General features: G+C 54.3%; 22 protein-coding genes and 1 tRNA gene. 11 read left to right on the forward strand and 12 right to left on the reverse strand.

The genetic code is table 11. The features are described 5' to 3' along the window. The first annotated feature begins 2 nt into the window (after window positions 1–2). Window positions 3–1193, forward strand: a complete 1191-nt coding sequence (locus tag G0Q06_RS02655) for a S1C family serine protease (RefSeq protein WP_163962197.1) — start codon at window positions 3–5, stop codon at window positions 1191–1193. Here G0Q06_RS02655 and G0Q06_RS02660 read toward each other — a convergent pair. Next, the gene (locus tag G0Q06_RS02660) at window positions 1124–1759 is read right to left on the reverse strand and encodes a hypothetical protein (RefSeq protein ID WP_163962199.1); all 636 of its coding nucleotides are present in this window, start codon (window positions 1757–1759) and stop codon (window positions 1124–1126) included. The two genes, G0Q06_RS02655 and G0Q06_RS02660, sit on opposite strands and share 70 nt — an antisense overlap. Before the next feature lie 23 nt (window positions 1760–1782). On the opposite strand from G0Q06_RS02660, the gene G0Q06_RS02665 reads away from it, so the two are divergent. Then, a complete protein-coding gene (locus G0Q06_RS02665) occupies window positions 1783–2472 on the forward strand; it encodes a lysophospholipid acyltransferase family protein (protein WP_163962201.1) in 690 nt (229 codons plus the stop codon). Between the two features lie 30 nt (window positions 2473–2502). On the opposite strand, the gene G0Q06_RS14430 is transcribed toward G0Q06_RS02665, so the two are convergent. The 7 genes from G0Q06_RS14430 to G0Q06_RS02700 form a co-directional block, all read right to left on the reverse strand. Then, on the reverse strand, window positions 2503–3006 hold the full coding sequence (locus tag G0Q06_RS14430) for a hypothetical protein (RefSeq protein ID WP_238710220.1): 504 nt from the start codon (window positions 3004–3006) through the stop codon (window positions 2503–2505). A gap of 107 nt (window positions 3007–3113) precedes the next feature. Next, the gene (phoU, locus tag G0Q06_RS02675; RefSeq protein WP_163962203.1) at window positions 3114–3773 is read right to left on the reverse strand and encodes a phosphate signaling complex protein PhoU; all 660 of its coding nucleotides are present in this window, start codon (window positions 3771–3773) and stop codon (window positions 3114–3116) included. 39 nt (window positions 3774–3812) lie between these two features. Then, the gene (pstB, locus tag G0Q06_RS02680) at window positions 3813–4628 is read right to left on the reverse strand and encodes a phosphate ABC transporter ATP-binding protein PstB (RefSeq protein ID WP_163962205.1); all 816 of its coding nucleotides are present in this window, start codon (window positions 4626–4628) and stop codon (window positions 3813–3815) included. 33 nt (window positions 4629–4661) lie between these two features. Continuing rightward, the gene (gene pstA / locus G0Q06_RS02685; protein WP_163962207.1) at window positions 4662–6332 is read right to left on the reverse strand and encodes a phosphate ABC transporter permease PstA; all 1671 of its coding nucleotides are present in this window, start codon (window positions 6330–6332) and stop codon (window positions 4662–4664) included. A gap of 2 nt (window positions 6333–6334) precedes the next feature. Then, the gene (locus G0Q06_RS02690) at window positions 6335–8644 is read right to left on the reverse strand and encodes an ABC transporter permease subunit (protein WP_163962209.1); all 2310 of its coding nucleotides are present in this window, start codon (window positions 8642–8644) and stop codon (window positions 6335–6337) included. A gap of 62 nt (window positions 8645–8706) precedes the next feature. Then, a complete protein-coding gene (locus tag G0Q06_RS02695; protein WP_163962211.1) occupies window positions 8707–9669 on the reverse strand; it encodes a PstS family phosphate ABC transporter substrate-binding protein in 963 nt (320 codons plus the stop codon). A 22-nt stretch (window positions 9670–9691) separates the two neighbouring features. Next, window positions 9692–10816 (reverse strand): porin, encoded by a 1125-nt coding sequence (locus tag G0Q06_RS02700; protein WP_163962213.1) that lies wholly within the window; start codon window positions 10814–10816, stop codon window positions 9692–9694. A 204-nt stretch (window positions 10817–11020) separates the two neighbouring features. On the opposite strand from G0Q06_RS02700, the gene G0Q06_RS02705 reads away from it, so the two are divergent. The 3 genes from G0Q06_RS02705 to G0Q06_RS02715 all read left to right on the forward strand — a co-directional run bounded on the left by G0Q06_RS02705 (window position 11021) and on the right by G0Q06_RS02715 (window position 16111). After that, on the forward strand, window positions 11021–12556 hold the full coding sequence (locus tag G0Q06_RS02705; RefSeq protein ID WP_163962216.1) for a phospholipase D-like domain-containing protein: 1536 nt from the start codon (window positions 11021–11023) through the stop codon (window positions 12554–12556). Window positions 12557–12642: 86 nt separating this feature from the next. After that, window positions 12643–13569 (forward strand): cation diffusion facilitator family transporter, encoded by a 927-nt coding sequence (locus tag G0Q06_RS02710; RefSeq protein WP_163962217.1) that lies wholly within the window; start codon window positions 12643–12645, stop codon window positions 13567–13569. Window positions 13570–13621: 52 nt separating this feature from the next. Then, a complete protein-coding gene (locus G0Q06_RS02715) occupies window positions 13622–16111 on the forward strand; it encodes a chondroitinase-B domain-containing protein (RefSeq protein ID WP_163962219.1) in 2490 nt (829 codons plus the stop codon). A 68-nt stretch (window positions 16112–16179) separates the two neighbouring features. On the opposite strand, the gene G0Q06_RS02720 is transcribed toward G0Q06_RS02715, so the two are convergent. Both G0Q06_RS02720 and G0Q06_RS02725 read right to left on the reverse strand, forming a co-directional pair. Beyond that, window positions 16180–17103, reverse strand: a complete 924-nt coding sequence (locus G0Q06_RS02720; RefSeq protein WP_163962221.1) for an acetamidase/formamidase family protein — start codon at window positions 17101–17103, stop codon at window positions 16180–16182. A gap of 59 nt (window positions 17104–17162) precedes the next feature. Beyond that, window positions 17163–18032, reverse strand: coding sequence for a hypothetical protein (locus tag G0Q06_RS02725; RefSeq protein WP_163962223.1), 870 nt, complete (start codon window positions 18030–18032; stop codon window positions 17163–17165). 68 nt (window positions 18033–18100) lie between these two features. Here G0Q06_RS02725 and G0Q06_RS02730 point away from each other — a divergent pair, with 68 nt between their 5' ends. From G0Q06_RS02730 to G0Q06_RS02755, 5 genes are all read left to right on the forward strand, one after another. Further along, window positions 18101–19195: a TolB family protein gene (locus G0Q06_RS02730; RefSeq protein WP_163962225.1), complete on the forward strand. Its 1095-nt coding sequence runs from the start codon at window positions 18101–18103 to the stop codon at window positions 19193–19195. 269 nt (window positions 19196–19464) lie between these two features. Continuing rightward, window positions 19465–20625: an ATP-binding protein gene (locus G0Q06_RS02735; protein WP_163962227.1), complete on the forward strand. Its 1161-nt coding sequence runs from the start codon at window positions 19465–19467 to the stop codon at window positions 20623–20625. A gap of 173 nt (window positions 20626–20798) precedes the next feature. Further along, window positions 20799–20875, forward strand: a tRNA-Arg gene (locus tag G0Q06_RS02740). A 227-nt stretch (window positions 20876–21102) separates the two neighbouring features. Continuing rightward, window positions 21103–21198 carry a hypothetical protein gene (locus G0Q06_RS14745; RefSeq protein ID WP_343203181.1) on the forward strand — a complete coding sequence of 32 codons (96 nt, stop codon included), beginning with the start codon at window positions 21103–21105 and terminating at the stop codon, window positions 21196–21198. A gap of 46 nt (window positions 21199–21244) precedes the next feature. Continuing rightward, a complete protein-coding gene (locus tag G0Q06_RS02755) occupies window positions 21245–22294 on the forward strand; it encodes an agmatinase family protein (protein WP_163962231.1) in 1050 nt (349 codons plus the stop codon). On the opposite strand, the gene G0Q06_RS02760 is transcribed toward G0Q06_RS02755, so the two are convergent. Further along, the gene (locus G0Q06_RS02760) at window positions 22258–24018 is read right to left on the reverse strand and encodes an ABC transporter ATP-binding protein (protein WP_163962232.1); all 1761 of its coding nucleotides are present in this window, start codon (window positions 24016–24018) and stop codon (window positions 22258–22260) included. The two genes, G0Q06_RS02755 and G0Q06_RS02760, sit on opposite strands and share 37 nt — an antisense overlap. A 45-nt stretch (window positions 24019–24063) precedes the next feature. Then, window positions 24064–24993, reverse strand: coding sequence for a lysophospholipid acyltransferase family protein (locus G0Q06_RS02765; RefSeq protein WP_163962234.1), 930 nt, complete (start codon window positions 24991–24993; stop codon window positions 24064–24066). Window positions 24994–25088: 95 nt separating this feature from the next. Between G0Q06_RS02765 and G0Q06_RS02770 the strand changes: the two genes are divergently transcribed. Further along, on the forward strand, window positions 25089–25883 hold the full coding sequence (locus G0Q06_RS02770; protein WP_163962236.1) for a lysophospholipid acyltransferase family protein: 795 nt from the start codon (window positions 25089–25091) through the stop codon (window positions 25881–25883). The last annotated feature ends 24 nt before the right edge of the window (window positions 25884–25907 follow it).

Genomic DNA, 25907 nt, shown 5'->3' on the forward strand with positions numbered 1-25907 from the left:
TCATGTTGCGAGCTTTATCCGGATCTCGGTTTGGCCGTTTTCTACTTCCATTCATTTTCCTGGTTGGAAGTCTTGGAACACCGCTACTTGGAAACGATGAACTGCGTGGGCTGGAGGAAAGACTTGTCTCCCTCTTTGCCGAAAACCAGTCAGCCATGGTCCGGGTGAAGGCTGTCTATCCGTCGAAGAACAAAGCGGAGGGCGAGGAAGTTCCCCAAGTGGTGATTGGGACGGGCTTTTTCATCAGCCGCGAAGGACTGATCATCACGAACGCCAGCATTGTTTATCAACCGCTACGTGTCTGGATCGAGCATGACCAGATTGCCTACAGTGCAGAGGTCCTTGGAGTGGATGAGCGAACCAATATTGCATTTCTGCGAACGCACTCCTTGCCAAGCAACTTCAGCTTTTTTCATCTGACGGATCGGCCTGACTTGCCACCTGTGGGAAGTTTTATCCTTCGTCTGAGCATGCCGCTCGAGTTTTCCGCCAGTCCAAGCTTTGGGATGGTTTCCGGATTTGAGAGTCGGTTTGGAGAGCGCTTTTTTCCGTGTACTTACGTACGGACGACAATTCCCGCTGGTCCTGGAGATGGCGGTTCGGCCTATGTCGACCTCACTGGACGGCTTCTCGGAATCCAGGTTGGCTCGCTCCCGGATGTTGCTTCCAGTTATATTCTCCCTGCCCGGGCGGCCCTTCGCATACGCGATGATATCCTGTTTTCCGGACAGGTCACTTACGGGTGGATCGGATTTGAGGTGGATATCGAAACCAGCATCGAGAACGGAAAACAAATTGTCCTGAACGAGATTTTCGAGGATTCCCCAGCCATGAAAGCAGGGTTGATCGAGGGAGATATTCTTGAGCAGATCGGTGACTACCAGATTCATTCTCTTGATGACTTGAGAAATGCGATGTTCTACACACGCGTTGGCCAATATGTGGACATCCGCATCGTGCGTGATGGTGAACCGAGACGGATGAGCGTTAAAATGGACGCGCGTCCCAAGGATGAGCCGATGGAAATCATTGAATCCGTGGAAATGGATCCGGCAGTTGATCCCTTGAAGGAAAAACCTGAATCAGCGAATGAACAGCCCATGCCGTTCGAAAAGGATTTTAATCAATCCCCTGAAGAGGAATCTGCTGGTGCGGAAGATTCTGTTTCCGGGAATCCCGAGCCCGCTTCCTGATCGATTGTAGGCCGGGCAAGCTCCATGGCGGCCTCCCATTCCCGTCCCTCTTCAGGCAAGCCGTATTGATCGAGGTAGATGCGCAGCGCATTCCGTTCGGGCGGATTTTCTGCAACCATTGGATCCGGCGGAAGGGAAGGAATTGCTGTCTTGCTGATGTACCACATGGCCCATGCTCGTTGGCGCTCCAAGAATTGGTCGCAAGGCATTCGAGTGGCTTGATGAATAAAACTGACCCGGGGGTTGCCGAGAAATCCGTCGCCTGCGTAATGACGCAAAAACCAGGCAAGAGCGCGGTATGGCTGTCGGAAAGGTTCGCCGAGTTTGTCCGGATCCAGATAAATGGCCCGGCAGAGCGCCAGAATTGCCCGGGCTGGCAACTTGATCGTCCAGAGATAATTCGCATAGGTACAGGCAGCCTGAAACACAGCTTTTTCACGATGCTCCCCGGTCTCGTGCTCAACCCGAAGATTGCGAAAGGACATTTTTTCTTCCGGGGCAGGGAGTAGCGGGCAGGGAGGTGTCGCTCTTGCGGGATTCTTTTCCGTTGAGGTTGGATCAGCCATGCTACACATTCAATAGGCTTTAAATGAGTGAAACTGCAAATTCATCCCCGAAAATCCATTCAGTCAGCGGGCTTCAGCGTGTCCTCCTTGCCGCCTTTGCCTGGTGTCTGCGGAAATGGATGAAGACCCTGGAATTTGAAGACCTCGTTTCCCTGAACCGGGTGGTCAATAAAGCCCCGACTGGCACGATTTTCCTGCTCTGGCACAACCGGCTCTTTCCGTTGATGTCAGCCCTTGTTCGCGTCGGTGTTGAGGGACGGGAATTCCACGGACTGGTCAGTGCCAGCCGCGATGGCGGCCAGTTGAGCTATTTCATGGAAAGCATCGGGGTGAAGCCGATCCGTGGCAGCAGCAGTCGGCGAGGAGCTGTAGCCGCCCGTGAGCTGCTTAAGGTCCTGAACAAGGGTCATCACATCGCCATCACGATAGACGGGCCAAGAGGGCCCTGCTACGAGGCGCAGCTGGGGGCCTCGTTGCTGGTGCAGCTGACAGGTGCTCCTGTCGTGCTCCTCGGGGCTGAATGCGAATCCTGCCGCAGCCTTCGCAGCTGGGATCGCTTCATCATTCCGCGCCCTTTCAGCCGCGTGAAAATAAAAATGGACCACCTCGCGCTGGATTCCCGCGAAACGGGAAAAGAACAACGCAAAGTGATCCAGCAATTAATTCAGAAACAGCTGTCAGGGCTGACCAGTGATCTTCACCGGAACGCCTGACCGGCGTTTAACTCCAGAAAACCGGGGGGATTAGAATACCGGTTCGAAGACCACGGTAGCGCCTGGGAAGACAACTCCGTTTGAGCCTTCGCTCCAGATCTCGTCGTTGATGAGGACTTTGAACTCGATTTCGTTGGTCACGGAAGTGCTCTTCCATACCCACTCGTCGGCGCCCTTGTTCGTCATCACTTCACCGGCGGTCCAGGTCAGTCCGGAGCTACCCCCACGAATGTAGAGCTCATTGCCGTATCCGGCATCGAATTTCGCGATGACGGTGGTAACGACGGGCTTACGCTTCACAGGAGCCTTTTTCCGTACGGCCTTCTTGGCGGGTGCCTTCTTGGCGACTACCTTCTTGACGGCGGTCTTCTTGACGGCGGTTTTCTTTGGAGCCACTTTCTTTGTGGCGGTTTTCTTTGGAGCCGCAGCCTTTTTCACAGCCTTTTTGGCGGCTGTCTTCTTGACGGCGGTTTTCTTAACGGTGGCAGACTTGGTTGTCTTGCGGGCCGTTTTCTTGGTTGGTGCTTTTGCCATGTTTATTTTCAGGTTTATAGATCAGATGCTTTATTTAAAAAGCACAGTTTGGAATGCATGTTTAATGCCAAACCACAATAGCAAAATTACTCCCTGAGGAAGGAACTCTATAAGCCCTGATGGCGGGTTTCCTTACCGGTCGTGAGGAAGATGACTTCCTCGGCCAGGTTGGTGGCATGATCGGCAATCCGCTCGAGTGATTTTGAGATGAAAATCAGGTCCAGGTATTTGTTAATTTCCTCTGGATCGAGCTTGGCCTGTTTGATCAGGCCCTTGAAATTTTCCTTGTTGAGGGCATCGACCTCGCTGTCCTTTGCCAACACCGCGTAGGCCTTCTCAGGGTCCTCGGCGATGAAGCATTGGAGGGCATCCTGCAGCATGCCCCCGGCCATTTGGGCCATGTCGGGGATGTTGAGAAGATCGGAAACAACAGCACCCTTGGTCATGAGCTTTTTCGATCGCTTGGCGATGTTGCGGGCTTCATCGCCGACCCTCTCGAGGTCATGGCTGGCCTTGATGGCGACCGTAATGAGCCGCAAGTCTGAGGCAACGGGAGAACGGAGAGTCAGGTACCGTGTCGCCTCGTGATCAATCTCGATCTCGAGGGCATCGATGTCATCATCTTCGCGGATGACCGTTTTGGCCAGTTCGAGGTCCTTCTCGGTGAGAGACTGGACCCCTTTCTCCAGGGCGGCATTTGCCTTCTCGCCCATCAGGAGGAGATGGGACCTCATTGTTTCCAATTCGCTGTGAAAGAACCTCTTCATAATGATATTGAATGATCTGAGTGATGAATTGTCACGATATTAACCGAATCGTCCGGTGATGTAGGCCTCGGTCTGGGAATTCTTAGGTTTGAAGAAAATGTCTTCAGTGGTGCCGTACTCAATCAACTTCCCAAGATAGAAGAAGGCCGTATTGTCCGAGACACGGGCGGCTTGCTGCATGTTATGGGTCACGATAACAATTGTGTAGTGATTTTTTAACTCGTTAATGAGTTCCTCGATTTTCCCGGTGGCAATCGGGTCGAGAGCGGAACACGGTTCATCCATGAGGATGACCTCGGGCTGGTTGGCAATGGCCCGGGCGATACAGAGCCGTTGCATCTGGCCGCCTGAGAGACCGAGGGCGCTTTCATTGAGCCTGTCCTTCACCTCATCCCACAGGGCCGCTCCCTTGAGGCTAGTCTCGACAATTTCATCCAGCTCGGACTTTTTGTTTCTTCCCGAAACCCGGAGGCTGTAGATCACATTCTCGTAAATGGATTTTGGGAACGGATTGGATTTCTGGAAGACCATACCGATGCGCTTGCGCAGGGAAATGACTTCCGTGAGGGGATCGAAAACGCTGTGTCCATTGACCAGGATATCGCCCTCATGGCGGACACCATCGATGAGGTCATTCATACGGTTGATGCTCCGCAGCAAGGTGGATTTCCCGCAACCGGAAGGACCAATGAAGGCCGTGACCTGTTCCTTCGGGATATCAAACTGCAGATTGTGCAGGGCCTGGCTTGCTCCGTAGAAAAAGTTAAAGTCCCGAATCTGAATGTAGGATTCGTCTGCTAATGCTCCGTTCGCCTGGTTGGCTTTGGGGGAATCGACTGCTGGTGCTGTGCTCATGGGCAAATTCTGTCAGGTTGAATTGCTGGAAGATTAAAAGGTGCTCGTCTTGAATTTTTTGCGCAAGTGGTTGCGAATCAGGACTGCACCGAGGTTAAGGACGATCACGAGAAGGATCAAAAGGAAGGTGGTGGCGAAGACCATGGGCCTTGCGGCTTCAGAGTCGGGCGATTGGAAACCGAGATCGTATATGTGAAACCCGAGGTGCATGAATTTTCGTTCAAAGTGGAAGAACGGGAATTGCCCGTCGATGGGGAGACTGGGAGCGAGCTTTACGACGCCGACAATCATCAGCGGGGCGACCTCACCGGCACCACGCGCCATGGCGAGGATCAGGCCTGTCAGGATTCCCGGGGCGGAGGCCGGAAGAACAATCCGTTGGATCGTCTGCCATTTTGAGGCCCCGCAGGCGAGGCTGGCCTCACGGGCTCCCCGCGGCACCGCAGCAAGGGCTTCCTCGGTGGAGACAACCACGACCGGCACGGTCATCAGGGCAAGGGTGAGGGAGGCCCAGAGGATTCCACCGGTGCCGAAGGTTGCGGTTGGGAGCCGATCCGAGAAGAAAAGCTGATCTATGGATCCGCCGACAAAATATACGAAGAACCCAAGCCCGAAGACGCCATAGACGATGGAAGGAACACCGGCGAGGTTGTTGACGGCGATGCGCACGCTTTGAACAAATGGGCCCTGCTTGGCATACTCCCGCAGGTAAATGGCGGCAATGACGCCGAAGGGCATGACAGCCGCGCTCATGAGCACAGTCATGACAAAGGTTCCGAAGATGGCGGGAAAAATCCCGCCCTCGGTATTTGCCTCGCGGGGGCGTTCACTGAGGAAGGCCCAGATATGTTTAAAGAAGTAGGAGACCTTTGCCGCGAAAGTCATTTCGTTGGGCCGGTAAGCCCCGAGGATATTGCCAATGGCTTGCGATCGGAGTTGTCCCGTTGGCAACCGGTACTCCACTTGCCCGGCTTCCTGCAGGTTGCGCAGCTCGCGGGCCTCAGCGGCGAGTACCTGGAATTCCTCTTCCAGGGTTTTCAGCTGGGTTTCGATCTTAGAATATTGAGCTGGATCAACATCGCCTCCATCCGCCTCCTGGCGCTCAAGGTGCCGGCGCTGCAGTTTCAGGCGGTTTACCTTCTGGTTGATGCTACCAATTTCCTTCTTTTCCAGCTGATTGATTTCCTTGAATCGTTCCCGCACATTGGAAATTTCCATTTCGAATGCCTGCCAGAAGATGTCCTCATCGGCCCGGATCTCTTCGCCTGCAACCGTTTTCAGGGCGACTGGATAAAAGATGGCATTGCCGTATTCCATGCGCTCAGCAACGACGACAGAGGCGGGATACTCGATCTTTTCAATATCCCCCGCGTCAATATACTTGAACATGCCACCGTAGACATCCTTGTTGCCCGTGAAGAGCTGCCATTCCTCCACCTCGCGTTTCAGGCTGGTCTGCTTCTTGATGATGGGCCCGGCAATCTTGTTCGAGTCGCCAATGCGGAACGCAGAATCCTCACGTAGTGTAATTTCCGCTACTTTTTTCGGCCAGAAGACGGTGATCCCCTCCCAGAAAATAAGCCCCATCAGGCAGACGACCATGAGGACACCCATCGCCAGGCCAGCCGAGCTGAGCCAGACCAGGGCCTCCCCCTTGGGCCGGTCGTCGACCGGGCGAGTCTTTGCTGGATTTGTCTCTTCCATGGTTAGCTGATGACCTTGTAGCGGTTGCGCAGACGCGTCCGCATGATCTCGGCGATTGTGTTAACGGCAAAGGTCAGGATAAAGAGCACGAAAGCTCCAAGAAAAAGGGTGCGATAAAGGGTGCCACCGTGGGGTGCCTCGGGTAGCTCGACAGCGATGTTGGCGGAAAGGGTGCGCATCCCGGAGAAGATATCAAAGTCGAGGATGGGGGTGTTTCCGGTGGCCATGACAACAATCATGGTTTCCCCGACGGCGCGGCCGAGGCCGATCATGAACGCGGAGAAAATACCGGCCGAGGCGGTTGGGAGGATGATTCGTGCGGTGGTCTGCCAGCGGCTGGCCCCGAGGGCAAGGGATCCCGAGACGAGGGAAGGCGGCACGGCCGATATGGCGTCTTCAGCAATCGTGTAAATGATCGGAATGACGGCAAATCCCATGATGAAGCCGACGACGAGGGAATTGCGCTGCTGGAACTGGTTGCCGGTCCAAGCCTCCCACCAGAGGCGGAAGTCACCCACGGTCTGGCCGGTGGCCGGATCGGTGTAACGGAAGGCGAGAGATTCAAACAAGGGCCCCAAGTGCCAGGCAAGAACGCCAACGATGACAATCAGGGGAACGAAAATGACAAACTCCCAGCCCATGGGAATAAGAACACGAATCCGGATGGGGAAGAGATTCCACACGTATCCGACCAAGACCGCTGAAAGTGGAATCAGGCTCATGATCAGTAAGACCGAAGGAACTCGATCCTCGATCAGTGGGGCGAGCCAGAGAGCGGCAAGGAAGCCCAAGACCACGGAGGGGAGGGAGGCCATGATTTCAATACTCGGCTTGATAACGCGCTTGAGGCCCGGATTGAGAAACTGGGAGGTGTAAATGGCGGCGAGGATGGCGATGGGAATCGCGAAGATCATCGCATAAAAGGTGCCCTTCAAAGAACCGACAATGAGGGGAATCAGGGAAAGCTTTGGTTCAAAATCGTCAGTACCGCCGGTGGATTGCCAGATGTATTGTGGCTCGTCTTGTCCTTCATACCAGATTTTCCCGAAGAAGGCCTTGAACCCAGCTTCAGGGTGTGGATCGGAAAGCGTGTAAAAGTGGAGCGTTCCCTGTGGATCCACCCCAACGATTTTGTCGAATTTACTCCCGATCAGCACATGCTTCAGGGGTTGCTCAAGCTCGGCTTCCCAACGGATTTCCTCCGTCGTGGAATAGCGAAGGGAGAGCCGGGTATTATTCCCGATCAGGAAAGCCTTGTTACGCATGCTGGCGGCGTATTCGGAGGCGCCACCGGGGAAGGGTTCGAATTCCTTGGTCTGCGCGTAGAGGCGCTCTCCGGTGTCAGCGGAACGATAGAGGCTGTAAATCAAGTGATCCCCGTTTTTCGAAGTAAAGGACAGGGATACCTTGCCCTGGATGTAATCCATGGAGCGGATCCGGGCCCCGGACGATTGAAAGGGGGAAAAGCTCTGCCGGAGTTCCCATTGGCTGCCGTTTGCCTTCAAATAATGAATGCCGTCCTCAGCCGTGCGGACGACGAGCGATTCGGCACCAGCGCCAACAAGGATTTGAACGGGCGTGCCGGGGATTTCCGCGGCAAGGCTGGATTTCTTGTCGAGTTTGAATCCGGATGCCCCGAAAAGACTGCGCTTCTGCTTCAGGGAGACGACAGATACTTCCAATGACCCATCTTTTGACTGAACAATCCCGGCAATTGTTTTTCGGGTTTCACTGAGAAAAACATCCAAGTCGATGATGCTGCCATCGCTGTCTCCCAGTTTCTGGGGCTTGTCCCATTCAACAGAGGCGGCAATTGTGCGGCTTCCGTCATCGGCAAATTGCGGCCGGTACTTGATGTCGGCAAGGACGTATTGGCCGTTGGACAGGCCGAAAGCGATGCTTTGCAGGGACTGCTGGTAGACCGAGCTGGTGATAGACACATCCTCGGGAAGCTCCGCCTCTGCAGTCTTGGAGCGTCCGGCGCCGGTGGTGTCGATGAAGGTCAGGTTTCCGCTGGCATCCGCGACAAAGGGTAGCTCGGCCCATTCATCCATTCCTGCGAGGATGACGTTTTCGACACCGGTGGAGATTTCCCGTTCGGCCTCGACCTCTGCGCCTTTGAAGAGCGGGATAATTTCCGCGAGGATGAAGAAGAAAATCCCGAAGATCGCGAAAATGACCGATAATCCGCCGAAGAAGATGAACCGGGTCATAAAGCTGTCCAGACGAAGGGTCGCCTTGGAGACACGAAACCGGCCCGGGTCTGGAGCCCGGGACCGGCCGTGTGAAGTGTTTGAGAGTTCCTTGCCCATTGAAATCAATGAATCAGTCGAAAAGCTGGCAGGTTTGTCTGCCGATGGGCAAAAGGGAGACCTTAATTTTCCAGCGCGTCAATATATTGCTCGGCAATCTCCGCCGGAAGCGGGTAGTAGCCGTCCTTGACGACGATTTCCTGTCCCTGCTTGGAAAGGACAAACTTAAGGAATTCCTTCGTCAGGGTGTCCAGATCCTCCACCGGGTTGCGATTGATGTAGATGTAGAGCAGACGGGCCAGAGGATAGTCGCCCGAAATACAATTTTCCGCGGTGGGTTCATAGAGATCTCCGTCATCCGAGGAAATGGGAAGGACGCGTACCCCGGAAGTCCGGTATCCGATTCCCGAGTAGCCGATCCCGTAGATATCGCTGGAGACGCCTTGGACAACGGCTGATGAGCCGGGCTGTTCCTTGACACTGGACTTGAAATCGCCCTTTCCGAGCGCGACTGACTTGAAAAACCCATAAGTGCCGGAGGCGCTGTTACGGCCATAAATGGAGATACTCCGCGGTGCCCATGAGTCTTCCATTCCAAGCTGGCCCCATGTCTCGATCGGATCGCCGCCGAACTTGAGGGTGCTTGAGAAGATCGAGTCCAGTTGCTTCAGGCTCATGCCCTTGATCGGGTTGTCCTTGTGGACGTAGACCGCGAGGGCGTCCAGGGAAACCCCGATCTGGAATGGCTTGTAGCCAAAGCGAGCCTCGAACTTGTCGATTTCAGTCTGCTTCATGGCGCGGCTCATCGGGCCTAGCTGTCCCGTTCCTTCAATCAGGGCGGGTGGGGCGGTAGAGGAGCCCTTTCCCTCGATCTGAATATGCACATTCGGATAGATGGCTTGGAAGGATTCCGCCCAGAGAGTCATCAAGTTGTTCAGGGTGTCCGAACCGATTGAGTTCAGGTTGCCGGATACGCCTGAAACAGGTTGGTAGACCGGCAGATTGGGATCGAGGTCGGCCTTGGCCGTGGTCAGCAACCCAATGCTGGCAATGGACAGGGCAAGAAGGCGTTTTGTATTTTTCATATTTTTGCTTCGTTCAGGTTGGTTACCAGGAGATGCGGATGGCCGATGTAAATCCGATGCCGCTGTATTCGCCGCCATCATTTGCGCCGTCTTCGGCGTCTGTGAATTGGATACCGTTCTGCCACTTGAGCTTGTGCCCGTAGAAGTAGGTATTCAAGCCGAGGTAGAACTCCTTGATCCGGTCGGCTTTGCCGCCCACAAGCTTCTTCTCGTAGCGGTTCAAGGAAAGTCCATTATCGTTTGTGCTGGAGAGATAATTGTAGCTTGCGACGACCTGGAAGGTGTCGTTCAGATCGACGAAAGGCATGATCTGGAAGCCCCAGATGCTGTTGCCGTTAAAGTCCTTGCCGTTGGTCATGTCTGCCCGCATGTGATAGCGACCGTTGTCGTATTGGCCATTCAGCGAGATGACCTGCTTGAGGGACTTTGTGCCAACGCTGTCCGATTCGTCATTGTAGACGTAATCCAACCGCAGCAGGGCAGTATCCACATCCAGCTTATCCCCGAAATCATATCCGATCGAAAAGAGGAGGAAGAATCGTTCCTCGGCGAAGTTCTCGAATTCCTTGCTGGCATCGTTGGAGAAGACCCCGGCCTTGTAGGACAACTTGTCCTTTTTTCCGGAGAGGCTGGCGCCTACGAAGTATTCACGGGTGAACCACAGGTTGTTGCTGAGGCCGCTGCGCTCGGTGGTGATCAACCGCTTCGAGGAGGTGGCGCCATCCATCGTGAATCCTGCACTCTGCTTGCCCAGCTTGATCGACAAGCCGTTCGGCAGTTTGAAGCCGAGGTAGGCGTCGGTCAGGCCATCGTAGGCAGGGTCTGTGTTTTCCAAGTCAAAGTTGCCTTCGACATGTACCGTAAAGTTGTTCAGGACCGTTGCCTTGAAGCCGGCCCGGGCGCGGCGCCACACCGTATCGTCCCAGGAGCCTGTATCATCCTCGTCATAATAGGCGTAATCATACTGCAGACGGCCTGTGAAGGCGATCTTCTGAATGAACTCATTGTCCTCGTTTGAGTACAGTTTGGAATAGCCCCAAATGTTATCGTAGGTTTCTTCCATACTGGAAGCGGAAGTTTCTTCCGCGGCGTTGAGCGACAGGCTGAGGAAGCTGGCCGCGAGCAGGGTTGATGTCAGTTTGAGCATGTGTGTATTCATTTGGTTTGAAAGTCAGGAGTTCGAGTGCAGTCCCGGGTTTAGATCAATCGCCGCCCAAAATCCGGCTGAACGGAATCAAGGCAACCGCAATATCCATTCCCCGGGCACATTTAACGAGTCCGCCATAATCGTAACCTGGCTGTAACATTCGGCTTTGCCTTTTCCTTAACATTCTCTATCCAACGGTTCATCATGCCTGCTCAAACCAAGAAATGCCGTGCCTCTCTCCGTATTTCTACAGGGACCTTTCTCAGCCTGTTTCTCGCCGGTTGTGCTACGCTGAAACCAGTGGAATTGCCTGAATCCTATGCAACACCACCTTCCAGTGCCGCTTTGTGGACGTCCATTGAGCAAATCCGTGCCGATGACTGGATTCACTTGTTAAATGAAGGGGATGAGGCAATCGAGTGGCGGTTGCGGGCAATTGATAGCGCGATGGAGTCGATTGATCTCCAAACATTCCTGTGGGATGACGATTCGGTTGGATTGTCTGTCCTGCGGCATCTGTTTGATGCGGCTGACCGGGGTGTGCGGGTGCGCCTTTTGCTCGACGATACATTCACGAGCTCGCATGCGGAGGAAATCTGGAATATCGATCATCATCCAAATATTGAATATCGCATTTATAATCCCTTTCGGCGTCGTTACGACAGCGTCGTTGTGCGCCAGCTCATGAATCTGGGCGAGTTTGGCCGCCTTGATCACCGCATGCACAACAAGGCCCTCATTGTAGACAACCGCGTTGCTATCATGGGAGGGCGCAATCTGGCCAACGAGTATTTCGGGGCGCATGAGAAGGCCAATTTCAGGGATTTGGAGCTGCTTCTCGGGGGACCTCATGTGACCACCCTGAGTGACACTTTTGACAATTTCTGGAACAACAATTGGAGCTTCCCGGAAGACTTGTTGATCGAGGAACGGCGCGGCGGCCTTTCACCTGACGAATACGCCCAATGGGTCAAGGTGACTGCGAAGCGGATATTGGATGAGGACGCCGGTCAGCGCATCCTCGCCTGGAGGGAAATCGCGGAGAACGCTTTCACTGGGGAGGTCGTGCTTCTGGCAGATGAACCTGCGCCCGATAATCCGAAGTTGGCAGACGAGCTTCCCGTGCAATTATCCACGGAATTGATGAAGCTATTCGATCAGGCCAGGGAGGAACTTATCCTCATATCCGCATACTTTGTCCCCACGCAGGAAATGGAAGCGGCCATTGAACGAGCTGAGAAGCGCGGGGTACAGGTCCGGATCCTCACCAACTCTATCCGATCCAATAACCATCTCGCGGCACACAGTGTCTACCGGAAGCATATCCACCGGCTGATTCAGCATGGTGCCGATTTGCATGAGGTCCGCGCGCTCGCGAAGGATCGGCATGTGTACATGCAGATGCCCGTGGACACCAAGCACCTTGGACTGCATGCCAAATTCATCCTGATCGACGATTATCTTTCGATGATTGGAAGCGCTAATCTCGATCCCCGGTCCCTCCGTCTCAATACCGAGATGGCCCTGCTGATTCGAAGCAAGGAGCTCAACCAGAAGCTTCGGGAGCTCATTCAGGTGGATTTTCATTTGCGAAACGCATGGCACTTGCAGGAGCAGGATGATGGTTCCATTCACTGGGTGTCCGATGATGTAAAGCTTGAGAAGCAGCCTTCTGGATCAACCTTGCAGGCCTTGGAAGATTGGTTTCTCGGTCTCCTCCCGATTGAAGGGGAAATGTAACCTTGTCGCAAGGTAGGGCCTTATGCTGCAGGGCATGAGGCTTTAAACTGGCCATCCGAATCTCTGCTTTTATTAAAGTAGGATGTATGGCTGGTTCATCGAAAAAAGTTATCGTCGCGGCACTGATCGGGAATGGCCTGATCGCCATCACCAAGTTTATTGCCGCGGGGATCACCCTGAGCTCGGCAATGCTTTCCGAGGCTATCCACTCGCTGGTCGATACCGGCAACCAGGTCCTCCTCCTTTATGGCCTCAAGCGGTCCAAGCGCCCGGCGGATCCGCGCTTCCCCTTCGGCCATGGCCAGGAACTTTATTTTTGGAGCTTTGTCGTGGCCATCCTGATCTTTGCCGTCGGGGCCGGGGTTTCCACATATGAGGGCATTCGGCATCTTATTCATCCGAAGGAAATCGGAAGCCCCCACGTGAATTACATTGTTCTCGGGTTGGCCATGATCTTCGAGGGAGCGGCCTGGCTTTTCGCGTTCAAGGCTTTCAATGTCCACCGGGGGAAGAAGGGCTACTTCCAAGCCGTGCACGAGGGCAAGGATCCTACCATGTTTGTTGTCCTGTTTGAAGACTCAGCCGCCATGCTGGGCCTTTTCGTGGCCTTCGTCGGTATTCTCCTCACCGACATAACGGGCATTCCGTACTTCGACGGTGCGGCCTCAATCGTCATTGGCCTGATTCTCGGTGTGACTGCCGCCTGGCTTGCCTTTGAGACCAAGAGCCTCCTGATGGGGGAGAGCGCTGGCTCAGAAGCCGTCGCCAAGATTCGCAAAATTGTTGGACGCCATTCGGAAGTGGAGCACGTCAACAAGGTCCTCACGATGCACATGGGTCCGGAGGATATTCTCGTCAACTTGAGTGTGGATTTTGTGAACGGCATTCCCGCAGGAGATATTGAACGAGTCATTTCCGCCATTGATCGTGAGCTGAAGCAGTCGCTTCCCGCAGTGCAACGAGTCTTTATCGAAGCTGAAGCAAGAGCGAAGCCTCCTGTTGGACAAGCCTAGAGACAAAGCGGCCAATTGCGGGACTTTCGATATTCAACGAAGGATGAGTTTGATGATAACCCTCCGAATCCTATTTTTAGTCACATCGCTTAACCTGCTGACAGCAGGTAATGGTGCAGATATCCAGTTAGTGAGGACACCAGCTGAGTTGACGGCCACCTTGGGGAGCCTCGAGGCCGGAGATATCCTGCAGCTTGATTCGGGGGTGTGGGATTCCCTCGAACTGACCCTTGATGTGTCCGGAACACCTGATGCCCCAATTGTCCTGAAAGGGGCTGAGGATGGAAGCACGATTATCACGGGCCGCTCATCGATTGAGATTGGAGGGAGTCATATCACAGTGAGTGATTTGCGCTTTGAGGGAGTTGAGCCACCTGAGGGAGCTGAGGCGATTGTCTCTTTTCGAGACTCGGAAAAGTCGATGGCCTATGGGAGTCGCTTGAGCAATTGCATCTTTGATTCCTGTAACCCGGATGATCCGGAGCGGCGATATGCCTGGGTTCGCCTCTATGGGCAAGAGAACCGCGTGGATCACAATCTGTTTTCGAATCAAAAGCATAGCGGGGTTACGGTTCAGGTAAGGATGAAGTTGGCTGACGCCCGGCACCGCATCGACCATAATCATTTTTTGGATCGTGAACAGGGTGATGGAAACGGGTTTGAATGCATCCAGATCGGGCAGAGTCAGGATTCTGAAAAGGCAGGGAATTGCCTGGTCGATTCAAACTTATTTGAGCGCTGTGATGGAGAGACCGAGATTATCTCAAGCAAGACGGATTCGAATACCTTTCGATCGAATGTCTTCCTTGAATCATCAGGAAGCCTGACTCTGCGGCACGGGGACAAGTGCCTTGTTGAAGAAAATATTTTCATCGGGAAGGGGAAACACCGTACTGGAGGGGTCCGGGTGATTGGGAGCGGCCACACTGTGCGGAATAATTACTTTGAGGGCCTTTCCGGACTGACCGGGGGAGTGATCGTATTGTACTCCGGAATCCCCGGTTCGCCCCTGAATGGCTATTTCGCGGCTGACCGGGCGACGATCAAGAACAACCTGATTGTTGATTGTGGGGGAATCGGATTGTATTTGAATGGTGGATACGGCGAACGTGGGAGAAGTATACTTCCAAGCGGAGTGACTATTACCGGAAATTTGATTGATCTGGGCAAGAATGGGAGTGCCCAGATTGTTGGATCCCTGCCTGATGTTGAGTTTTCCGATAATGTCCTGTCCTCGGGGAATGAGGCGGGGCGGAGTGATTTTCAAGGCCTTGAGAAAATGAGGTTAACAATTCCCCGGGACACACATGGATTGCTCCAGCCGAATAATGAAGCTGGTAAACCTGTCTTTGCATGGAATGGTGACAATCCACGCCTCTTGAAACGGAGCGAAGTGGGTCCGTCATGGCATGTGGCTCTTCCAGTATTGGGAGCCCTCAATGCTGATCAAGTCGGCCGGCTCATCCGTGGGGATTTTAATGAGGGCGATGGACTTGTTGAAGCCGTAATTAACAAGGCGAGTTTAATTCTCAAGGAGCAGCGCTCATACACGGTGACTTCGAATGAACGGATTCCTCCGAGTGGGGACATTCGCTCCTACTACAGCACGGGACCGTATTGGTGGCGTAATCCAGACACAGCGGACGGGCTTCCTTATGTGAGGAGAGACGGGGAGTTTAATCCTGAGCGGGACATCGTCTCGGATCGCCCGGCCTTGCATGCGATGGTCGACGACGTTTGGAATTTGGTTATCGCCTACCTTGCCACGGGCGAGGAGCCGTATGCCCTTTACGCTCAGAAACTGCTCCGTATCTGGTTTTTGGATACGAAAACGGGAATGCTTCCTGATTTGAATCATGCGCAAGCAATCCCGGGAGTGACTGATGGCCGGGGCACAGGAATTATCGACACGCTCGTCTTTGTGGAACTCGTCGATGCCATCAAGTTGCTCGAATTGTCTTGCACGGGGACGCTCTCCGGGCAGACGCAGATTCGCGAATGGTTTGGGACGTTTCTGGAATGGTTGAGCTATCATCCGAACGGGATTGCCGAGCGTAACGCAAAAAACAACCATGGGACGGCCTACGATCTTCAACAATTGGCAATTGCCCACTTTCTTGGTAAATCAAATCTCAGTGCAAACATCCTGAAGCGCGTCAAGGAGAAGAGAATTCCCAATCAGATCACCATGGAAGGGTTGCAACCGCTTGAGCTCCAGCGCAGCCGCTCCTGGAGTTACTGCACCGAGAACCTTGAGCATTTTGCGCGGATTGCGGCCATTGGGCGAAACTACGGGGAAAACCTTTTTGCCTACAAGTCCGCCGAAGGAGCCAGCTTGCTCACCGCTTTTGATTTTCTGGCATCCCACGCTTGTGACCCCGCTGTTAGTTGGCCCCATGAACAGGTCACCGAGTGGCAAACAGAATATCTCTACGCCACCACTTCGATTTTGAGCGGGTTTTTCCAGGATTCCCGCTATGATCGAATTCTCGAATGCATTCCTGCCCCGCATGACGCACTATTGTCCAAACTGATGAAGTGAGGTTTGCGGGCCTCGCGTTGCAGGAGAGAAGGGAAATTCCGAATCTGTAGATTCTAAGATTTAGACCTCTAATCTGCAAAAATCTGCAACGGTAAATAGGCGGAGACAATAAAGTTTGGTAGGTCCACAACTTCACTGATCTTCAAGTCAACTGCAGTGCTGCACAAAACATAGGCCTGACTTGGCGTCAGCCCTTTGGTTTTGACTAACCAGTCAATCATGTAGCGCCCGGCATTCTTCGCGTTTTCCATTAGATCGGGTCCGTGCGCAGTGGTGGCGAAATATCTCCCTGCGAGCTTATCGAGGGGAGCAGGCGTTTCAAACTGTAGCTCCGGGATATTTGCTCCTTTGCGCACATTGAAACGCAGCGTTACTGTCATCGGTGATTCAACGGCGGTTCCGCAGACCTCTCCGTCCCCTTGGGCACCGTGGCAGTCACCACAAGCAAACAGAGCACCGGGAACCATGGTTGGAAGCCATACTTTAGCACCGCGCCCGAGATGCCGGATATCAATATTGCCGCCGTTGGACCGCGGGGGAATCGTATCCAATCGGCCCTTTTCGGCTGGGGCCACGCCCATCACGCCGCAGAAAGGCTGAAACGGCAGGGTAATCCCCTGGACACCAAAATGGCAGGTATCCCCTTCAAGGCGCCAATGGTGTATGTATGGGTAATCAAAATCTTCAGACAGCAATCCGAACTCCGGAATATGGCCGCTCCAGCCCCATCCTTTATGTTGAAAATCGAGAACCTCCACTTCCAGTGCATCGCCAGGCTCTGCTCCCTTCACGTAAACGCTGCCTATCAGCGCATGCGCCAAGGAGGGATCCCACTGCTTCAGGTTGTCTGCCGTCCATTCTGGTGTTACCTGTCCGGTTGGTTCAGGACACTCAAAAGTGACTACATCACCCAAATTTATTTCCAATCGCGGCGCTATTGAATTGTCCCAGAAGGGCTGGGTAATGCTGTCGTCCAGAAAATGTTCTTTCATTGATATGCTTTCTTCAGTGGTTTTATACGGTTTAAATCTTGCCTGTCGGGTTCTGCACTTCAGCGGGTCGCAAATTCCCGAAAAAATGCTTCGGCATCCGTCAAACCGGCAAATCCGAAGATCCAGCAAGTTTCCGAGACATCGGAGAAATCCATGCCGCCTCCACCAATCGCGGTGTTGTCATAGCGACCGTCCTTCGCGTTGTAGCGGTTGGCGATCGTGATGGCCAGTTCCCAAATCTGTTGTCCCTTTGAACTTGTTACGTACTCGCGCCAGGCGACGGGCTCGTCGGTCCTAAAACCGGGCGTGCCATTGCCCACCGCGTTGCCGTCCGGAATCTTATGGTAGGATGCGGCTACCTTCACGTATGCCAGTTTCTCCGGAGCCGTGACTTTTTCATTCCAGTCAGCGTGTTGGACCACATGAATCCGCTCTTTCAGGTCGATTCCCTGCAGATTTTTCTCCATCTGCCGGACAATGTCCGCCGTGAAGTCGGACTGCCCTGCGTCCGCGATCCAGACGGTGCCGCCCTTCTTCAACGTCTCGGTGACCAGCGCGCTCACTTCGCCCAACGCACGCTCGTAATCAGTATGGGCGTCCGACCAATTCGAACCGAAGGCCAGTTCGAAAAGTTCGTTCGCGGGCACATAGAGCCCATCCTGAATTCCATAGGCACCCGCTACCGCGTGATACCGGACTCTGGAGAAGCGGGGATCGGCCAGCATTGTAGCGACCGCAGCGACCGACTGGATGTCATCGACGTCGGTCTTGCTATCGAATTGAGCGAGGAAAAGGTCTTTCTCGACGTTAAAGCGTCCCAGCGATTGTGGGGCGGGCGCGGGTGTGCCCGATTGACAGCCCACCAACAAAACCAGCAGAGAGAGCAGCGCAGCGCTTTCGAGGAAAGGGGGAAAATATCTTTGTCTCACTGCCAACCTTCTTGCATGGTATGGTCTCGCGGTCGAGACTTTCCCCAATCCCGATCACGGAATACCCCATGAAACTGTTCAGCATTCTGCCCTTCATCGCCCTTCCCCTTAGCCTCGTCGCCGCCGAGTTTCCGCTCGAGGCATTACCGCCCCACATTACCCTCGACCTTCCCCATGGCGAACGGCCCGACTGGGCCCCGACCGGAAGCGATACCTACATCTTTCTCGATGCGCCCGGGGGCAAGCCGTTTGAGAAAAACCGGATCACTGGTGAGCTGCGTTCGATCCTCCCTCCCGACTGTGACAACTGCCGAGTGTGGCGTGCCTATTACTTGCCCAATCGCGACTACCTGATGACGATCGGACCTGCTCGCGACCAGGCGACGATTCACATTGTCGATAAGGGTCTCGAAACGCCCGCCTGGGACATGGGAGTCGTTGCCCATGAAGGCGTCGCAGTCTCCCGCCACAGCTTCCAACTGGCTTGGTCGGACGGCCCAAATATTTACTATGGTGAATTGATTTACGGAGACGGAAATGTTCCGACCTTGGAAAAGCAGCGCGTCATCCTCAACGTCGACGAGCTCAAGACCCGGGATGAGTCCATCCCTGGAGAAGGCGCCGGGGCCACCGTCTACCTCGACTATCACGAACCCCAGAACTGGCGTCCTCCCCATGACCGGGAGCTCATCTTCAGTCGTTATGGTACCTCGACAACCGGCCACTATTCGAGCGAGACGTGGATGTGGAATATGGACACCGATGCGGTTACCAACCTGTCCAATCGCCATGCCTACTACGATGAACCGGAGGGCATCTTTCCCGATGGCGAATACACGCTTGTGGAGTGCGACATGTTCCTGCCGGTCAGCCAGCACGCCCAGATTCTCGATCTCTATCGGATGAAGATTGATGGATCGGGTAGGGATATGCTCCGCCTGACCCACTTTGGAGACTACAAAATGCCGGGAAGCGACGTCACCTTCAAAGCCAACCAGGGCGTGATCAGCGAAGACGGAAAGTATATGCTCTTCGGTGAGGGACGCTCCAACACCAACGATCAGCCCGGGGCAGGCTTCGGCATCTACCTCTTCGACTTCGCTGCCGGCGGCATCGAGGTCGGTGTATTGCCTCAGTCACCCGCCGATCCAAAGGCTGAGTAACGTCCTTGATTTCCCAGCATACTCCGTGGGTAGTGGGCTGGAGTAGGCAAGGCACCTTACAATGCGCGATTCGGGGAGTTCGATGATTGGCTGGAGTGAGCTGGAGTGGGCTCAAATTATTCGGCCGGGTTGCACAAATGGGTTACGCAAGCGAGCAACGGTATGCATCCCATGCAGGACCAAGCGAGGGGTTCAAACACCTGATTCTATCGTTATTTATAGTGCAATTAAAGACTTGAACTCCTGAATTGCACCATTAATGTGGTGATATGTTTATAAGGAGGGCCATAGGAGCTGAACTGCAAGAACTGTTGAAGGAGTACCCGGTGGTGACGATTCTGGGGCCCCGGCAGGCGGGGAAGACGACATTGGCAAAAGAGTCGTTGAAGGAGTATAGCTATGCCAACCTGGAGGATCCGGAGACACGGGAAATCGCGCAAGAGGATCCCAAGGCATTTCTTGCCCGGCATGGAGACAGGGTGGTTGTGGATGAGGTGCAGCGTGTACCGGAATTACTCAGTCACATCCAGGTAAGGGTGGACGAGGTGAAAGGAAATGGGCAATATGTTCTGACAGGATCCCATCAGCTGAGCCTGCGGGAAGCGATTTCCCAATCCCTTGCCGGTCGGACCGCGATTCTGAACCTGCTTCCCTTCAGCATAAGCGAACTCAAAGCCGCGGACATCCAATTCGACCGGTTTGAGGATTATTGTTTCACCGGATTTCTTCCGAGGATCTATGAAGAAAGCCAAAGACCGACAACAGCGTATTCAAACTATTACCAGACTTATATAGAACGGGATGTCCGCCAGTTGATTCAATTGAAGGATGCCAGCTTGTTCGAGAAATTGATCAAGCTATTGGCTGGAAGGACCGGCCAGGTGTTGGATTACAGTTCCCTGGCTAACGATGTCGGAGTAGACGCCAAGACGGTAAGGCACTGGATATCGATCCTCGAGGCATCCTTCATTGTGTTTAAATTATCTCCCTATTTTGAAAATTTCGGGAAGCGGGTTATCAAGAGTCCAAAGTATTATTTTACCGATGTTGGCTTATTGTGTTTTCTTCTGGGCATTCGTGAGAGCGATCAAATCAGTCGGGATCCATTGGTCGGCCAGATCTTTGAAAACCTGGTTGTCATCGAGTGCTTAAAATCCCGATACAACAAAGGGACCTTGCCTGATCTGTATTTCTTCCGCGACAACAAAGGCAACGAAGTGGATTTGGTGGCACAGTCCGGGAGGGCCCTCAAGGCGATCGAGATCAAGTCTGCTTCAACATTTTCCATGAACCAACTTCGCGGGATCCGGCGTTTCAACTCGATTACGGACAAGGTCGAATCCAGCTACCTAATCTACACGGGTGATGCCCATTCGCTCAGTGACAACATATCCGCCGTCCACTTCACCTCGGTCGAATCCATATTATGAAGCTGTCAGGGATGTTTTTTCCGCCTTGCGAAGAATCGATTCGCCAGCAATCTCATCAATGTATTTCCAGGTGTTTCAGAGAGAATTTTGGCCATCCAGTTACAAGAAATGGGTTACGAAAATGATTTTTGGGCACCTCGGATTTTATCATAAGTTATTGATTAACAACATTCGGGGGCGTAGCTCAGTCGGATAGAGCAACGGTCTTCTAAACCGTAGGTCGTGGGTTCGAATCCCGCCGCCCCTGCCATTCTGCCCCGCGAGCGAAGCGAGGGGCTTGGCAGAATGGGCACCCTGCGAAGCGTAGCGAAGCGGGTCTACAACAAAAAGTGGGGAGTGCGTATTATTTTGATGGTTCATGATGTGTAACAGGCCTTTGGCCTGTTCTTTTATTTTAGAGGGTTAACCGCACTGAGCGATGCCGCCAATGCCGTCCTTGTTTTGTTGGGGGTCGCCTGCAGCCTGCTGGACCGGCAGGTGCTTGCACAGGCGAAGGCCTTTCTGGATGAAGGAGGCTTCACGGAGCGGTTGTACCGCATCCGTAGAGCCCGGCGCTGGCATGGACAGCACTGATTAGATGGCGCTTGTCGGGTCGTATCAAAGGCGTAGTCTGTTTCCCATGTCTTCAAAAGAAGAGCAAATTGAGCAGTTTGATCCCAACGGGGTAGGGCGGCAGGGATCCCTCTTTGGTCTGCCGTTCACTCCTGAGACGGCGGAAGTGGTCATCATTCCGGTGCCGTGGGACGTGACGGTCTCCTATGCGGCTGGCACGGCCGGTGGGCCGATGGGGGTACTGGAGGCTAGCCCGCAGATTGATTACTTTTTACCCGATATTGCGGAGGCGTGGAAGATTGGAATCGCGATGGAGGACATCTCGACCTCGTGGGCGGAACGTGGGGCCATGCTACGCGACAAGGTGGAACCTTATATTGAAGCGCTGGAGGCGGGGGCGGATACGGCTGAGCTGGCGAAGGAGCATGCCGCGATGCTGAATGAAGTGGAGCTGGCCAGTGAGCAGCTGCGTGATTGGCTGGCCCACCAATCTGGCAAGTATTTGGATGCCGGCAAGGTGGTCGGCGTTCTCGGCGGCGACCACAGCACACCGCTGGGGCTGATGAGTGCCTTGGCTGTGCGCCATCAGGAGTTTGGCATCTTGCAGATCGACGCGCATGCGGATCTGCGGGAGGCCTATGAAGGCTTTCGCTACTCGCATGCCTCGATCATGACCAACGCGCTGGAATTGCCGCAGGTCCAACGCCTCGTGCAGGTGGGCGTGCGGGATTATTGTGAAGCGGAGCACGGAAAGGTCGTCAACTCCGGCGGGCGTATTGTCTCCTTTCACGATCAAGCCCTGAAGGAAGAGCAATTTGCTGGAGCAACCTGGCATGACCAGTGCGCAAGGATTATCGAGGCGCTTCCCGACAAGGTCTACGTCAGTTTTGATATTGACGGGCTCGATCCGAAATTGTGCCCGCATACGGGAACGCCGGTCGCCGGTGGATTTGAATTGGAGGAAGCGCTTTACCTGATCAAACAGGTTGTGAAAAGCGGCAGGAAAATAATCGGTTTTGACCTGTGCGAAGTCGGCCCCGGGCAGGACGAGTGGGACGGCAACGTCGGAGCGCGCGCCCTTTACCGGCTTGCCTGCTGGGCGGGATCGCCGAGCTGAATCTCGTAGAGCCGGCGGAACAGGTCATCCTTCATGACTGTATCGAAATCGCCCCTACAACGGATCTTTCCTTTTTCGAACAGCAACACGGTATCGGCAAGGCTGATCGTGGCAAAGCGATGGGCAATGATCAGGATGGTCCGGTTCTTGGCCAATTTCTTCAGGGCGTCCTGAATCTTGATCTCGCTTTCCGCGTCGAGGGCCGAGGTGGCCTCGTCTAGAATGAGGACCGGGGCATTCTTCAGGAAAGCGCGGGCCAGTGCGAGCCTTTGCCGTTGTCCACCGCTGAGGCGAACCGCGTTTTCCCCCACAACAGAATCGTATCCATTTGGTAATGACAAAATGAATTCTTCCGCATGGGCTTGCCGGGCGGCATCGACGACCTCATCAGCAGTGGCCGATGGCCGCGCGAGATGGATATTGTCGCGTACAGTTCCGTTGAAAAGGACGGGCGCCTGGGGCACAAAGGCGATACAGCTTCTCAAGTCCTGCTTGCGCAGTGTCCGGATGTCCGTCCCGTCAAAGCGGATATGTCCGGACTGCGGGTCGTAAAAGCGTGGGATCAACTTGGCAAAGGTCGACTTGCCGGCGCCGCTTGGCCCGACAAGGGCGCAGATCGTGCCGTGGGGAATCTCCAGTTGATCAATGTGCAAGTCCGGGGATTCGGCCGAGTCGTGATAACTGAAGTGCACGTTTTCGAACTGCAGGTTGCCGACCGGGTTGAGCAGATCTGTCGGTTCCTCGACATCGCGTACCGTTTCCTCCTCGGCAAGGACTGTCTCGATACGACTGAAGGACCCGCTCGTTTTCTGCAGGCCGTTCAGCATCTTGATGACGCGCTTGATGGCGTCCACGGTGAAGAACAGGGCGGCACCCATGGCCGCGAAGGACGAGAATCCAATTCCTTTCTGATAGGAATAAATAAAGGCGATCGAGACCATGCAGACCGCCAGCAATTCCATGAACGGCTGCGTCATGTGATAGTACTTGGCCATCTTCATGGCAAAGCGGTTGTAGTCTTTCAGCTTCTCCGTGAAGCGAGTCCGTTCCCGCTCCTGAAGATTGAACGACCTTACCTCGACAACGCCGCGTAGATTTTCCGCCATCACGTCGGTGAGCTCGCCGAGCGTGTTCTGGAGGGAACGGGAACGCCTGCGCAGCTTGCGGCCGACATAACTTACCGGTGCCACCATGAGCGGTGCCACCACCACCATGGCGATGAGGAACCCCATCTGCTTTTGCTCAAAGGCCAGGTATACAAGATACCCCAGACCTGCGAGAAAGGTGAACGGCTGGACAAAGGCATCCCGCGCAACCAGCAGAATCGCGTGCTGTACCTGCAGCGTATCACCGACCAGTTTAGCCATGAGATCACCCGACTGGCGCCGCTCAAAGTAGGCGATAGGGAGAATTTGCAGCTTCTCAAAAAGCTTCTGACGCACTTCAAGAAGGACATTCTGGACCGTCCACTGGAGAAAGTACTGGTTGATGTAACCGGCAATCCCACGCACGAGAAAGACGCCGGGTAACAAGCTGGAGACAAAAATCAGGTATCCCAGGGAGTAGGTTGTTTCCACATCCTCAAAGATGTTCTTGAAGACTCGCTGGACAAAGAACGGGACTCCGAAACCGCTGGCAATACCCGCGACAAGTCCTGCACAGAGTCCGATGACGAGGAGCCGCCGATGATTACGGGCGATGGCAAAGTAGCGTGAATACTGCATTGGATGTCACGGATTAAGGCGTGGTGGCCGGTATTTGACAAATCTTCATTTTCCGCGGCCTGACTTGGCGTACACGTCCTCAAATCCCGCCCCGCGCTTCTTGAAACGCCTGTGTAGCCAGAAATACTGGTCGGGGGCCTTTCGGATAAAGGATTCGATCAATTGATTAATCTTCACCGCATCGGCATCCGGATCCTCGGAAGGGATGTCTTTTAATTCCGGATAGATCTCCACGTGGTAATGGCCCTTCGCGTCGCGATAGCCTAGGAAAGGCACAATCGCCGCCTTCCCGAGCCGGGCCAGCCGTCCAGTGGCCGTATTTGTCACTGCCGGTACGCCGAAGAATGGCAGAATGGCACTGTATTTCATGCGCTTGCCCTGATCGGGCGCATACCAGATGAATTCCCCGTCTCGCAAGGCCCGGATCAGGTCGTTGGTTTCATTCCAGTGGATGACCCGGTTCATGCGGCTTTTGCGCGCCTCGGTCATCGCCTTGGCGATTACCGGCTGATCAGGCCTCCGGTAAAGGCAGCTGAACGGGCGTTTGTTGAGCAGGAGCCTCCCGCTAATTTCGAGCGTTGTAAAATGAGCAGTCAGGAGCAGGGCCCCTCGTCCGGACTCGGCCACCGCCTCCAAGTGCTCCAATCCGGTCACGGTGGACCATTCCTCGAGCTTTTCCACCGGTTTGTACCAGGCTGCGGCCAACTCGAAAAGTCCTATTCCCATCGACTGATAATGCCGGAATAGCAGGTCTTTCCGCTCCTTTTCGGTCAGCTCCGGGAGGCACAAGCGCAGATTTGTCAGGGCAACATGCCGACGGTAGGGAAAAATGATCGCCACCACGCTTCCGATGAATTTGCCGATGCCCCGGCTCCACGACAAAGGCAGGCGTGCGCTGCCCTTCATCAGAAGGACACCGAACGCGGCAAGCAGGTTTCCCGGCCGCCAGAGCGAGGTTGAAGTGTTGTGGGGCATGCCTTGGCTGTGTAAATTAAAGTGGTGAAGTATTGACGCTGCTTGAAGTGAGATCAAGAACGGACCTGCTCCACTGATGATTGTCGAATTTGCCCATGAACACAATTCCCAAGCCAGAATCCCCCCCGTATGGTGATTGCGAAATCGGGCCCTTCAAACCGGGCTTCTTTTCCAAGTCATTCCCGACGGCCACTTTCTACACCCGCGTTGCCCGGACAGTGCTCAAGGCGAGCTGGATGGCCCGCAAAGGGGTTTATGATGATTTTGAGTGGTATCGCTCCAGCATGATGGTGCACAAAGCCTTTGAGAAAGCCGGAACGCAGGTTTCCATCAAGGGGACAGAGCATCTGGCGAAGTTGGATAGTCCATGCGTGATCATCGGCAACCATATGAGTACAGCGGAGACATTTCTCCTCCCGGCCATTATCACTCCATTTCGCCGTGTCACCTTTGTCGTCAAACAGGGACTGGTGGAATACCCGATCTTCAAGCATGTGATGCGTTCGCGTGATCCAATCGTTGTCGGCCGGGTGAACGCCCGCGAGGATCTGAAAGCGGTCTTAGACGGAGGCAAGGAACGGTTGGCCAACAACATCTCCCTGGTCATCTTTCCCCAGCGGACGAGGTCACCCATTTTTGACCCGGCCTCCTTCAACACGATCGGGGTCAAGCTGGCCAAGCGGGCCGGGGTTCCCGTGATCCCGCTTGCCCTGAAGACAGATGCCTGGACCAATGGGAAGCGGCTCAAGGATTATGGCAGGTTCTATCCCGATCGTCCGGTCCATCTGGAATTCGGGGCTCCCTTGCCCGTTGAAAACAACGACCGTGAGGTCCATGAAGCGGTGATTGATTTCATTCAAGTCCGTCTCAAACAATGGAATAGCGCCTGATCGGCCTTAATGAGTCGGCGCTTC

Origin of the sequence: Oceanipulchritudo coccoides, assembly GCF_010500615.1 — a bacterium.
Taxonomy (GTDB): domain Bacteria; phylum Verrucomicrobiota; class Verrucomicrobiia; order Opitutales; family Oceanipulchritudinaceae; genus Oceanipulchritudo; species Oceanipulchritudo coccoides.